Annotated in this window: 13 protein-coding genes; 8 read left to right on the top strand and 5 right to left on the bottom strand. The window is 58.2% G+C overall.

What is annotated here, in order from left to right; translation table 11 throughout:
- The first annotated feature begins 9 nt into the window (after positions 1-9).
- The 8 genes from cpaB to PSH88_RS07925 all read left to right on the top strand — a co-directional run bounded on the left by cpaB (position 10) and on the right by PSH88_RS07925 (position 7852).
- Positions 10-828 (top strand): Flp pilus assembly protein CpaB, encoded by an 819-nt coding sequence (gene cpaB, locus PSH88_RS07890; protein WP_305425674.1) that lies wholly within the window; start codon positions 10-12, stop codon positions 826-828.
- Positions 829-903: 75 nt separating this feature from the next.
- Positions 904-2247 (top strand): pilus assembly protein TadG-related protein, encoded by a 1344-nt coding sequence (locus PSH88_RS07895; protein ID WP_305425675.1) that lies wholly within the window; start codon positions 904-906, stop codon positions 2245-2247.
- 8 nt (positions 2248-2255) lie between these two features.
- On the top strand, positions 2256-2735 hold the full coding sequence (locus tag PSH88_RS07900; RefSeq protein WP_305425677.1) for a TadE/TadG family type IV pilus assembly protein: 480 nt from the start codon (positions 2256-2258) through the stop codon (positions 2733-2735).
- Positions 2735-3229 (top strand): TadE/TadG family type IV pilus assembly protein, encoded by a 495-nt coding sequence (locus PSH88_RS07905; RefSeq protein WP_305425678.1) that lies wholly within the window; start codon positions 2735-2737, stop codon positions 3227-3229. The genes PSH88_RS07900 and PSH88_RS07905 overlap by 1 nt, the downstream gene beginning before the upstream one ends.
- Positions 3223-4443 carry an AAA family ATPase gene (locus PSH88_RS07910; RefSeq protein ID WP_305425679.1) on the top strand — a complete coding sequence of 407 codons (1221 nt, stop codon included), beginning with the start codon at positions 3223-3225 and terminating at the stop codon, positions 4441-4443. Before PSH88_RS07905 ends, PSH88_RS07910 begins: the two co-directional genes overlap by 7 nt.
- A gap of 3 nt (positions 4444-4446) precedes the next feature.
- Complete coding sequence (locus PSH88_RS07915; protein WP_305425680.1) at positions 4447-5874, top strand: TadA family conjugal transfer-associated ATPase; 1428 nt, start codon at positions 4447-4449, stop codon at positions 5872-5874.
- Entirely contained in the window at positions 5871-6857 is a 987-nt protein-coding gene (locus PSH88_RS07920; protein WP_305425681.1) for a type II secretion system F family protein, read from the top strand. The genes PSH88_RS07915 and PSH88_RS07920 overlap by 4 nt, the downstream gene beginning before the upstream one ends.
- Before the next feature lie 29 nt (positions 6858-6886).
- The gene (locus PSH88_RS07925; protein WP_305425682.1) at positions 6887-7852 is read left to right on the top strand and encodes a type II secretion system F family protein; all 966 of its coding nucleotides are present in this window, start codon (positions 6887-6889) and stop codon (positions 7850-7852) included.
- A gap of 381 nt (positions 7853-8233) precedes the next feature.
- On the opposite strand, the gene PSH88_RS07930 is transcribed toward PSH88_RS07925, so the two are convergent.
- From PSH88_RS07930 to PSH88_RS07950, 5 genes are all read right to left on the bottom strand, one after another.
- Positions 8234-8506, bottom strand: a complete 273-nt coding sequence (locus PSH88_RS07930) for a DUF3613 domain-containing protein (RefSeq protein ID WP_305425683.1) — start codon at positions 8504-8506, stop codon at positions 8234-8236.
- Between the two features lie 18 nt (positions 8507-8524).
- On the bottom strand, positions 8525-9232 hold the full coding sequence (locus PSH88_RS07935) for a tetratricopeptide repeat protein (protein WP_305425684.1): 708 nt from the start codon (positions 9230-9232) through the stop codon (positions 8525-8527).
- Positions 9233-9351: 119 nt separating this feature from the next.
- A complete protein-coding gene (locus PSH88_RS07940; protein ID WP_305425686.1) occupies positions 9352-10575 on the bottom strand; it encodes a type II and III secretion system protein family protein in 1224 nt (407 codons plus the stop codon).
- 742 nt (positions 10576-11317) lie between these two features.
- Entirely contained in the window at positions 11318-11875 is a 558-nt protein-coding gene (locus PSH88_RS07945) for a hypothetical protein (protein ID WP_305425687.1), read from the bottom strand.
- Positions 11876-11957: 82 nt separating this feature from the next.
- Positions 11958-12761: a putative hydro-lyase gene (locus tag PSH88_RS07950; RefSeq protein ID WP_305425688.1), complete on the bottom strand. Its 804-nt coding sequence runs from the start codon at positions 12759-12761 to the stop codon at positions 11958-11960.
- Between the last annotated feature and the right edge of the window lie 6 nt (positions 12762-12767).

A 12767-nucleotide genomic window follows, 5' to 3' on the forward strand; every position in this document is an offset into this window, starting at 1 on the left:
GATACTGACATGAGCTCTCGTACTCTTACCCTGGTAGGCGTTTCCCTGGTCATGGGCCTTGGTGCTGCATGGATGGCCGACTCCTGGCTGAGCGCCCGGCTCAATGCCAGCCCGGATGATCATCTTCGAAGCGTGGTAGTCGCCACGGTCGAGATTCCATTCGGGCAGATGGTCGAGGCTCAACAAGTCACGACCATGCGCATGCCCATAGACACGATACCGGACGATGCTTTCGACTCCAGCGAGAAGGCAGTGGGCAAGATCGCAACGTTCGACATTCTGAAGGGCGACATCATGCGCGGCGCGCGTCTGAGCGAGCATCTGGGGGGCAGTACCCTGGCCTCTCTGATTGCGACAGACAAACGTGCCATCTCGGTACGCGTGGACGATGTGGTCGGCGTGGGCGGGTTCCTGTTGCCGGGTAACCGGGTCGATGTGCTAGCGACCAAACGCACTGATGGCAGTGGCAACAACGCCGTGTCCAAAACCATCCTCGAGAACTTGCGGGTGTTGGCGGTGGACCAGACCGCAGGTACCGACAAGACCCAACCGGTGGTGGTGCGCGCAGTGACGCTGGAGATGACGACCGCAGAGGCTGAAACCCTGGTCACCGCGCAAACGGAAGGGAAATTGCAACTGACCCTGCGCAATCCGCTGAACGCCGACAAAAAAATTGCGACCGTTGCGCCTGCGCCTGCGCCTGCGGCACCGGTCATGGCGATGGCCGCTGCCCCAGCGCCAAAACGCGTGGTGCGTCGCAGTAATGGCGAGGGTGGCGGGAGTGTCACCATTATCCGCGGGACCCAAGCCAGTGTAGTCAAACGTTGACAGGGCGGTAGGGGTGCCTGGGCACCAAGGTATTGGCGGAGCCGATCCGGATCAGTTTCGGTAAATGAGGGCTTGATGATGAATCTTCGAATTCAGCAGCCGTTCACTGCGACGCCAAGGCGCCAGGAAGGCTCGGTGAGCGTATTGATGGTGATCGCGTTGGCGGCGATTTTAATGGTGGCGGGTTTGACGCTCGACGTGGGCCACATGTTGTTGAACAAGACACGCCTGCAGAACGCTGTAGATGCTGCCGCTTTGAGTGGCGCCAAAACCCTGCTTCAGGTGGAAGGTGGTGTCAACATTGCCAACGTAACACGCACAGCCGCGCTCAATACGCTGACGCAAAATGCCAATGCCACGGGTAATAGCGAATTGGCAACGGCGATGGGTGGCAACGCAGGCTTCGCGGTAGTGGAACTGGCAAGCAGCGTCTATGGCCCGTTCGCCTATCCCGGGCCTGCGGATGCCAAATATGTTCGGGTATCGGTACCGACCTATAGCCTGACCGGTTTTTTCTGGAACTTCGTCCAGACCTTCGGCACTAGCGGTCTGGGGAACAAAGCCGTGTCGGCGATCGCCACCGCAGGCCCCAGCCCTACCAGCCCCTGCGATCTTGCCCCCCTGATGGTCTGTGGCGACCCGACTCAATACGACCCGGACGCCGGTATGTTCTGGGGCTTCCAATTTGGTGATTTGCAAGTATTGAAGTCGGCTGCCGGCAATTCGTCCCCCATTGGTCCAGGCAACTTTCAGTTGCTCGATTTTGGTTCGGGCGGCAGTTCGGTCAGGACAGATATGGCCGGAGGCGGCTCGATCTGCCGCAACGTGGGGGAAAATGTCCAGACCAAACCCGGCAACACGGTGGGCCCTGCGTCTCAAGGCTTGAATACGCGCTTCGGCATCTACAACGGCCCGGTCAGTGCCTCGGACTATCCGCCCGACCTGGTGACCACGTCCAGCAATCCCGCGATCACTTATGACGACTCAGTTTCCCCACCACAAATGAAATACCAGGGGCAAACCGTCACCTCGAACAACGGCGATCTCACGGCGGGCGGCAACGCGATACAGGACTACAACGACTGGCGTGCGAGTGCTGCGGCCTGTGTGGCAGGGTCCGGCAGTGGCTGTCAGAGCAATGGGGTGTTCGAGCGCCGGATGCTGAAAATCGTGGTGGGCAACTGCACCGGCCAACAGGGCGGTACCACCTCGATCCCTGTCCTGGGTTTTGGTTGCTATTTCGTGGTGCAGCCAATGAGTAACGGCGGCACGGAAGCGCAGATCTTCGGCCAGTTTGTGAAGGAGTGCGAAGGCGACAATGTGCCCGGTCCTAATCCGACGAACGATTCCGGCCCGCAGATCATTCAGCTCTACAAAACCTATCTCAACGGCAGCGGCACTCCGAGCACAGACTCATAGGAGGCGTCATGAGACTTCATTCGTTTAAACATCCGCGGCGCCAGCAGGGCCTGGCCATGGTGGAATTCACCCTCGCTCTGCCGGTGCTGCTGTTGTTGCTGCTGGCTCTCGGTGAGTTCGGCCGCATGCTCTACCAGTACAACGTACTGCTGCAGGCCAGCCGTGATGCCGACCGTTTCGTCGCCGGCCAAGCCTGGAACTCGACGCTCGGTGCAGTCTCCCTGAGCAATACGCTGCAGACCCAGACGAAAAACGTCGCGGTCTATGGCGTGCCGAGCCAGACCGGAACCCCAGTGATATCCGGATTGACGACCAACAACGTGGTCGTCGCCGCCGTGGGCACCGACCATGTGCGAGTCACCATCACTTTTACATTCTGCCCGGTGATTGGCGGTGGCAATTGCACCGGATCGCTTCCCGGGTTTTTCGGTAATCCGATTGCGCTGAGCATTCCGCTGGTCGCCACCACTGTCATGAGGGCACTGTGATGAATCGCAAACGCATGCAAGGCACCTATGTGGTGGAGTTCGCCATCATCGGCGCGCTGATATTCACGCTGTTGTTCGGCGCGTTGGAAATCGGCCGCCTGTACTTCACGATCAATGCGCTAGATGAAGTCGTGCGCCGTGGTGCGCGCCTGGCGTCGGTGTGCAATATCAGTGATCCGGTGGTGTTGCGGCGGGCGATCTTCAATGCCGCGACCGACGCCGGTGCGAGCCAGATCATCACCGATCTGGCCACCACCCACTTGACGTTGACCTATCTGGACGTAAACGGCGCTCAGGTGGGCAACCCCGCCGACACGAGTGGAGCCAATGGATTTCGTGCCATCCGCTACGTCCAGTTGAGCCTGCAAAACTTCGTTTTCAACCTGTTTATTCCCGGGTTCGGCGTGCCCATTACCTTGCCCACATTCAGGGCAACGTTGCCACGTGAAAGCCTCGGGCGTCATTCCGATTCCGGGGAGATCACGCCATGCTGAATACTAAAGAAACTCCAGTCGCCACCTCGACCGGCAAAGCCGGGCTCCGGTTGCTGATCAGCAGCCGTGATGCCACCTCTTTGCGCGATTTGCAGAGTGTCTGCCAGCGCATGCCCGGTTTTGAGGTGAGCACTCGCCTGGTGAGTAATGGTCATGTCGACCCCCTCTATGGCCTGGACCGCATGCCCGATCTGTTGCTGTTGCGCGTCAGCCACCTGTGGCGCGAGGAGCTGGCCGCGTTGTTGCTGCATCCGGCCCATGAGCGTCCGCCGATGCTGGTCTGCGGCCTGCTAAGCGATCAGGAAGGCATGCGTATGGCGATGCAGGCCGGCGCCCGTGACGTGCTGCCGGAACCCATCGCCGAGACAGAGCTGGTCGCTGCCTTGAATCGGCTGGTCATGGAGGTTCGGATCGGCAGCGGAGCAGAAGGCAAATTGATCGCCGTGATGAGCGCCAAGGGCGGCTCCGGCGGAACCCTGGTGGCTTGCAACCTGGCTCAGCAGCTCAGTGCCAAGGGCGGCAGTACCCTGTTGCTGGATATGGATTTGCAATTTGGCAGCGTGACGCATTACCTGGATGTGGCGCAGACGCACAGCCATCTCGAGGTATTGCACCAGATCGACGGCATGGACAGCGTCGCGTTACGCGGTTTTTGCAGTCACTTCAGCCCCACCTTGCATGTGCTGGGTGGTCGGGCCGGTGAGCTGTGTCTGCCGCAGGATGCCCAACCCGAACAACTTGACGCCCTGTTGAAGTTGGCCCGCGCCAGTTATGACTGGGTGGTGATCGACCTGCCGCGGCAAATCGACCACCTCACCGGCTCCGTGCTGGAACAGGTCGATCGGGTGTACGTGGTGGTGCAGCAGAGCGTCAGTCATCTGCGCGATGCCAGCGCCTTGGTGCGGATTCTTCGCGATGACCTGGGCGTGCGCGGGGATCAATTGCAGATAGTAGTCAATCGATTTGACAAGGCGGCAGCGATCAGCCTCAAAGATATCGGCGAGGCGTTGCGCTGCACCAATCTGGCGAAATTACCCAACGACTTCAACCTGGTCAGCCAGAGTCAGAACACTGGCGTGCCGTTGGGGCTGCATGCGCCGAGGGCAGCGATCACTGCTGCACTGCGCGACATGACCGAGGACCTGGTCGGTCAACAGGTAGCCGGGAACAAAGGCTTACTCAAACGCGCCTTCAACCGTTTTTTCGGGGGATGACCCATGATCAGCGACTTTCGTAACCGCTTGCGCAAACAGTCCGCTAAACCCGCCGCTCAGACTGGCGACGAACTGGATCCGGCAGAGGAAATAATGGCGTGGGAGCGTGTAACACCGGACGTTCTTTACGAAACCAGAAGCCAGGTCACCCCGGTGGAGGCCGAATGGCGGGAAAAGATCTACCAGCAGTTGCTCAAGGTCATGGACCTGTCCTTGCTGGACTCCCTTGAACAGGCCGAGGCCGCGCGGCAGATTCGCGATATTTGCCAGCGCCTGCTCGATGAGCATTCGGCGCCGGTGAGTACCGCCAGCCGCCAGTTGATCATCAAGCAAATCACTGACGAAGTGCTTGGCCTGGGTCCTCTGGAGCCGTTGCTGGCCGATCACAGCGTGTCCGACATTCTGGTCAACGGCTTTGCCTCAGTCTATGTCGAGCGCTTCGGTAAACTGCAAAGGACCGATGTGCGCTTTCGCGATGATCAACATTTGCTGAACATCATCGACCGCATTGTGTCCAGCCTGGGTCGGCGTATCGACGAGTCCTCGCCATTGGTGGACGCTCGACTCAAGGACGGTTCGCGGGTCAACGCGATTATCCCGCCGCTGGCCATCGACGGTCCGAGCATGTCGATCCGTCGCTTTGCGGTGGACCTGCTCAACACCGACAGCCTGATATCGGTGGGGACATTAACCCCAGCCATTGCCCTGCTGCTCAAGGCGATTGTCCGTGGACGCTTGAACGTGTTGATTTCCGGTGGTACCGGCAGCGGCAAGACCACCATGCTCAATGTGTTGTCCAGTTTCATCCCGCAGAACGAGCGGATCGTTACCATCGAAGACTCGGCCGAACTGCAACTGCAGCAGCCCCATGTGGTGCGCCTGGAAACCCGACCTTCCAACATCGAAGGGCGTGGCGAGGTGAGCCAGCGGGAGTTGGTGCGTAACAGCCTGCGGATGCGCCCGGACCGCATTGTCATCGGTGAAGTGCGCGGCGCCGAGGCGCTGGACATGCTGACCGCCATGAACACCGGCCACGACGGCTCGCTGACCACCATCCACGCCAACACCGCACGTGATGCGTTGGGGCGAATCGAGAACATGGTGTCGATGACCGGGGCGACCTTCCCGATCAAGGCCATGCGTCAGCAGATCGCTTCGGCCATTGATGTGGTGATCCAGCTGGAACGTCAGGAGGATGGCAAGCGCCGCCTGGTCAGTGTGCAAGAGATCAACGGCATGGAAGGCGAAATCATCACCATGACCGAAATATTCTCCTTTGCGCGTCAAGGCATGGGCGAAAACGGCGAGGTGCTCGGTGATTATCGCCCCAGCGGAATGATCCCGGCCTTCCGAGATGTACTGGCCAAGCGCGGTATCGAGTTGCCGCTGAACATGTTCAGGCCTGAGTGGATGGAGGCACGGCAGTCATGAATAATATTCCTGGTGAATTCATTCTGATGTTCCTCGGCATGGTGTTTATTGCCGTGTTCCTATTGTCCCAGGGCGTAGTAGTGCCGGTGTTCGGCGAGGCCGGCAAGATGCGCAAACGCATCCGCGGCCGCTTGAATGTACTGGAGAAGGCCAACAATCTGCCCAACATGCAGACAGTGTTGCGGCAGAAATACCTGACGCGATTGTCGCCACTGGAGGCCATGCTCGAGCAGTTGCCCTTTATGGCGAACCTGACACAGATGATCGAGCAGGCCGGACACGAATATCGGGCTTATCGGGTGTTATTGCTTGGGTTGTTCCTGGGCGCCTGCGCGGGCGTCTCGATCTGGATGATCTCGTCAATCTGGTGGATGGCGCTGCTGGTGGGCTTCGTAGTGTTCTGGGTACCCCTGCTGAAAATTTCTCGTGACCGTGGCAAACGTTTCGCCGAGTTTGAGGAAGGCCTGCCGGATGCACTGGATGCCATGTGCCGTGCCCTGCGCGCCGGGCACCCGTTCAATGAAACCCTGCGCCTGGTCGCCGAGGAACACAAAGGGCCAGTTGCCCATGAGTTCGGCCTGACCTTTGCCGATATCAACTATGGCAACGATGTGCGTCGGGCCATGCTCGGCCTGCTGGAGAGGATGCCGAGCATGACGGTGATGATGCTGGTGACCTCTATCCTTATTCATCGCGAGACCGGCGGTAATCTGACCGAAGTGCTGGAGCGTCTGAGTCGCCTGATCCGCGGGCGCTTTCGCTTCCAGCGCAAGGTCAAGACCCTGTCGGCCGAAGGGCGGATGTCGGCCTGGATACTGGTGGCCATTCCCTTCGTGCTGGCGGCAGTGATCGTGTTCACCAGCCCTAACTATTTGCCGCTGCTGCTCAATGACCCGATCGGCCATAAGCTTATATTCGGGGCTTTTGGTTCCATGTTGATCGGGATTTTCTGGATTCGCAAAATCATACGGATTCAGGTTTAAGCCTTATTCACCATGTGGAGGTGCAGGTCATGGACTATTTGCTGGGGTTGTTCAATCGAGTGACAGGCAATGAGGAGATGGCGCGCCTGTTGTTTGTCGGTGCGATGAGTCTGAGTGCAGTGCTCGCGATCGTTACCGTGGTGCTACTGCTGTTGGGGCTGCAGGATCCCGTACAGCGTCGTCTGGCGCTGATCAAACGCGGTCATTCAGGGAGTACAGCCGGGCAGGACGCACCGGGTAATCTGCAATTATTGCTGGAACGGGTCGGCCAACGCTTTGGCTCGACTGATGGGGCTCAAACGTCTGCGACCCAAACCCTGTTGACGCACGCTGGTTATCGCTCACAATCGGCTGTTCAAATGTACTGGGCAGTGCGTTTGCTGTTGCCATTGATATTGGTAGGCCTTGCGCTGTTGGTGCTGCCGATAATCCCCAAACTTTCTCTGATTACGGGGTTGTTGCTAGTGTTCGCGGCTGCTGCTATCGGCTGGCTGGCACCCGCGCTGTATGTCGGAAAACGCAAGCGGGCTAGACAGAGCAGACTGCGTGCCGCTTTTCCGGATGCCCTGGACCTGATGGTGGTCTGCGTGGAGTCGGGCCTGGCCTTGCCCCTTACGATCGAGCGGGTGGCTGAAGAGATGTCGGTCAGTCAGGTTGAACTGGCTGAAGAGCTGGCCCTGGTCAATGCGCAAATCCGTGCGGGTATTTCCAGTACCGAAGCGCTCAAACAACTGGCTGTGCGCACCGGTCTGGATGATGTCCAAGGGTTAGTCAGTCTGTTGGCGCAGAGCATCCGCTTTGGTACCAGCGTGGCCGATACTTTGCGCATCTATGCCGATGAGTTCCGTGACCGGCGTACGCAGGCAGCCGAAGAGGCGGGGGCGAAAATTGGCACCAAACTTATATTCCCGCTGATTTTCTGTCTGTGGCCGAGCTTCTTTCTGATCGCCATTGGCCCCGCCATGATCGGAGTACTCAAAACATTCGGGAAGTAATGAGGCAGTGATTTTCGGTCCAGCAAGATGACTGTGCTGCATCAGTACGAGGTGGAGCAGGTGAGCGGAGGGTATTCACTCCTATCGCCTGCTTCACCTCGTACTGATCTGTATTTTTCGGCACACATGACTAGGGGGCGTTCTCAATTGGTTTCCTCTGCCGGGGAAACCAATTGAGAATGCCCCCTAAGCCTTAATGCCGGTAAGTCAAGAAATTTGAGCGACGACAATCCTGTGGGAGCGTGGCTTGCCCGCGAAGAATGCGCCGCGGTTTTTCAGGTATCACGCGTCATCGTTCTTCGCGGGCAAGCCACGCTCCCACAGCATCTACGCTTAACTTAGGCCACTCTGGACTACGGGCTGATCACCCATTGAAGTACCTCAATTGCTGCCGCTGGTGACGTCGCCCGCTGCATCCTGGTCAAAGAATTCTGGTATCGGGTAGAGGAAACTATTCAGCCAACGCTGCATGGCCAGGTCACGTTCGGTAGCCGAAGCCGTTTGCAGTTTAGGCGAGGCAAACACCCCACGAATCTGCATCTGCAACCACTGTTCGGTGCCTTTTTGCGACGCCGAAGAGGGGCCTGGTTCAATAGCCCAGGCACTGGTGGACAGGCAAGCCATGCACACGATCAACAGCCTCTTGGTATTCATTTCGACTCCTCGTACGTTTTACTTTGTCGCACTGGGTGAGGCAGCGGCTACCTCAGTCCTGCGATTCCCCTCCGAAGCCGCCACTTTTTTTGCGGAGGCCTTGAGTTTTTCCGCGCGGCTTTGAGCCTCGGCGACTTGCTGGGGGCTCAAGCTGGCACGGTTCGCGAGTTCGGCAGCCGACTTCCAGTTATCCTGATAGATCAGCAGCGTCACCAAATTGAGTGCCGCCAATGAATTGGACTGTTTGAGCTCCATGGCGGTCATGAACTCGAAGCGTGCTTCAGGGATACGTCGTTGATTGAGGTAGACCACCCCCAGGTCATTGCGCATCCTGTCGTCGGTGGGGGCCATCTTCACCGCACGCTCAAGGTGAGTGGTCGCGGTGGCGTAATCATTTTTGGCCGCGGCCAACTGGCCCAGGCCATGTTCCCCGTCGGCGGCCAGACAGGTGCCGAGCAAGCTTTGATACAACGGCCCCGCCTCGTTACGCCCCATCAAGCGCAGCACCCGAGCCTTGCGCAGGCGAACCTGAACCAGGTTGTCGGGCAAACCTTCAAGATTCGCCAGGCTGGCATACAAACGGCCGTCGTTGGCCATGTTGTCGGCCAGACTCAGGGCCAACTCTTGATCCGAATCGGGCTTGGCACAGATAGCCGGTCGCGACAGGCCATTGGTGGCACAACCTGCGAGCAACAATGTTGCCGTTATTGCGATCACTGCTTTCATCGAGTGTCCTCTGGCTACAACACGTTGAACGCCAGGCCAATGGCAATAAAGCTGGCCTGGCAAGCGCTCAAGGTCACCGTTAGGGGTGAGGGCGAGGTAAGTCTGATTCAGGCTCTGGCTCATTGTGAAAGCCCGGAGCGACTGTCGAAATCGCCATTTTCGAGGAAGAACATGCGGTAGAAGTTCGGGTCGTAATTGCGCAGCTGTTCGCCAGGCAATGACGGTAGTTGTGCGTTGACAGCCAGTGGCTGGACCAGATGCGGGGTAACGATCATCAGCAGTTCACGCTCTTCACGGTTGATGGTGTTGTCGCGAAAGAACGCGCCCAGAATCGGGATATCGCCCAGCCCCGGAAACTTGTTCACCTGGGAATTGTTGCGGGTGCTGATCAAGCCGCTGATGACGAAGCTTTCGCCGTCGGCCAGGGAGATGCTGGTGTCGGTACGACGTATGGTCAGTGCTGGAACAATAGTGCCGGCGATGCTTACGGCGTTGGTGAAGTCCAGTTCACTGACTTCCGGCGCCACCTTCAGCGCGATACGGTTTTTGCCGATGATGGTCGGCGTCAGGGTCAGGCGAATACCGAATTCCTTGTACTCGATGGACACGTTATCGCTGCCTGAACTGGGCACTGGAATCGGCACTTCACCACCGGCCAGGAAGCTCGCACTCTGCCCGCTGAGCGCGACCAGGCTTGGCCGTGCCAGGGTGTAGGCGAAACCGCTGCCTTCCAGTGCGTTGATCGACACCAGAGTATCGCTGGACGCAAAAGCGAAGTTGAACAAGCCGTTGTTCACCGGCAGCGACGGCGTGACAATGCCGTCGATGGTGGGCAAAGTTCTCGGCGAGCCGAACAGGAAGTTGCCCTGGCGACCAAAAATCGAGGCATTGGCTTCCTTGAGTTTGGTCCGGCTGACTTCAACGAAGCGGATGTCGGTTTGCACCTGAATCGGCAACAGCGGGTCTTCGGAGGGCACTGTCGAGACGCTGGTCAGCGCCGCGGTGGCCTTGCCCTTGACGAACACCATGCTTTGGCGCGGCGTTTTCGAACAGGCGGTCCAGACCATCAGGCTGGTGGCCCCCGGCGCGAGGCCCGTGAGTATGAAGGCGTTGCTGCCGCTGGGTTGCACGTCGGCAATTTTCGGGTCGCCTACCGCCAGTTGTGTCACCGGGACGGGGACGCGCAGTTCATTCTGAAGCCCCTGACCGACCTCGAACGTTGCCGGCAAACTATCCAGTTGCGAACAATTGGCCGGCGCGGCCTGAGCCGCATTCACGCTGAGACCCGTCCAGAACAGGCCATGGATAATTCGCTTGAAAGCGGGCACGGTACGATAGCTCATTAAGTGCATCCTCGCTGAATAGGCCATCTTTGAGGCTAACTGGGTTGCCTCGGATCACTACAAGGGGCCTTGGTCGGCCCTCTACCCCGCCAGACCCCTGACTAATGGCCCCGGCAATATTGCGTGGTGCTACATGCAAGCAGGTGCAATACGCTGGTCTGACTGAACAGCGAGCGACCTTCGCTACAACGGTTTTTAGTGATCCAGATACCTGAGCTGTCGACCCGAACGATATGTTCAGGCTCGACCGCAACAGCAGCTAAAGACGGCACTTTGCGCCGACCTGACTCCCCTAAAAAGCAACCGGCAATCAACGTAAAGAGCCGGAAAATGCTTGCCAGGACCATAGTGAGGTAACTCCTTTTGCCATTCCGCTATCTGATCGCTGAACCTAACGTGCAATTTCAAACCGTTATGTCTTCTTCTTGTTTGAAAGGTAGTTCAACCAAGGCAAAGCGCCATGCCTTGAACGAAAACTTTCGATACAGATGTTGGTTTTTTTTTGAAAGCCACGGTCAGGCCACGCAATCATTGGCATTGCGCCGGATGCTGATGGAATAAGGGATGCTTCACGGTCCCGCGAGTTTTTCTTTGGGTTTTGCGCGGGATATTTCGCAAAATCGCCACTCAATGAGTGGCGTTTTCAGGCGTGCCGGTTTGTACTTTTCGAATGCAGACCAATCGTAACAATGGCATCTGGCGGGATATGACAAGGAGGCTGAATATGACTGACTGTGTAGCTCTACCCCTGCGAAGTGCAGGTTGGAGTATTGGCCGTAAGGTACTGGATCACCTCTTCAAGGGTGTCTATGTCAGGAGCATTGTTCACTAACGCTTGCGAACTGCACCATGGGTAATCCAGATGCGACACCCACTCCATGATGCAGTGCAGATCAGTCGCCGGCAGGGTTTTCATGTGCTCAATGGTGATAGTGAGCCTCTCGACAAGCGCAGACTCGGGGTTGAACTGCCACTCATACAGACCGCAACCGACGCGGGCTTCGCCGCAGCTTTTGTCGGACATGCCGACCAGCCATTTGCACTGGAATGTTTTGGCCTGCGGTTCAGGTGGGAGTCCCAGGCAAAAGGTATAGACGTTTTCGAAGGTCTGGCCGAATCGCCTGACCAGCACATCGCCGATAGGTCCAAGGCCTTCAACGTGGGGTGGAAACGAGATGGACCCGGTGTGCACGACCATGTCCAGGATCGCGTCTGGCGCAAAGGCTTGGTGCAACAAATATGGGCGGTTACCGTCCTTGGCTTTTATGTACTGTTGAATCGATTGTTGAGCAGTATTCATTGTTTGTCCGTGGCATCCCTATCAGGTTGAAAACAGTCCAATCCAAGGCTCACGTTACTATTCCATGCGAGCCCGCACTCATTTACAAAGCACTATTCAAAACATCCGTTACCAGCATGCAGCCGGGGGCGTGGGTGATGCACAGCGGCGGACGCGAAGTTTGCACCACCGATTGCGGGGTCACACCGCAGGCCCAGAATACCGGGATTTCGTCGGCGTCGACTGGCACGGCATCGCCGTAGTCCGGGCTGCTTAGTGAATCGATGCCGATCAGCGCTGGATCACCGATGTGCACGGGCGCGCCGTGGACGTTGGGCATGCGGGCGGTGATCTGGATCGCCTGGATCGCCGCGGCGGCTTTCATCGGGCGCATGCTCACCACCAGCTTGCCGCTCAGGCGTGCGGTAGGGCGAGTGTCTATGTTCGTCCGGTACATGGCAACATTGCGCCCCAGATCGATGTGCCTGAGGGCGATGCCGGCATCCAGCAGCGGTTGTTCGAAGGAGAACGAGCAGCCGATGGCGAAGGCCACCAGATCGTCCTGCCACAAATGCTCGATATCCGACGGTTCTTCGCTCAGTTCGCCATGGCGATAGACCCTGTATCGGGACACCTCGTGGCGGATATCAATGGCGGTGCCGAGATTGCGAAAATACGGATCACCGGGTTCGGTAACGTCGAGCACCGGGCAAGCCTGCCGATTGAGCGTGCAATACCGAAGAAACTCGTTCGCCCAATCATTGGGCAGAATCACGATATTGGCTTGCACCCGACCTTGGGCCAAGCCGCTGGTGTGGCCCCGATAGTGTCCGGCAGCGATGCATTGGCGCAGGGCGAGCGGAGCGCTGTGCTTCAGTTGTTCGAAAGACAGGGTGGGTTGGCTCATCACGGC

It is taken from the genome of Pseudomonas wuhanensis, assembly GCF_030687395.1.
GTDB lineage: Bacteria > Pseudomonadota > Gammaproteobacteria > Pseudomonadales > Pseudomonadaceae > Aquipseudomonas > Aquipseudomonas wuhanensis.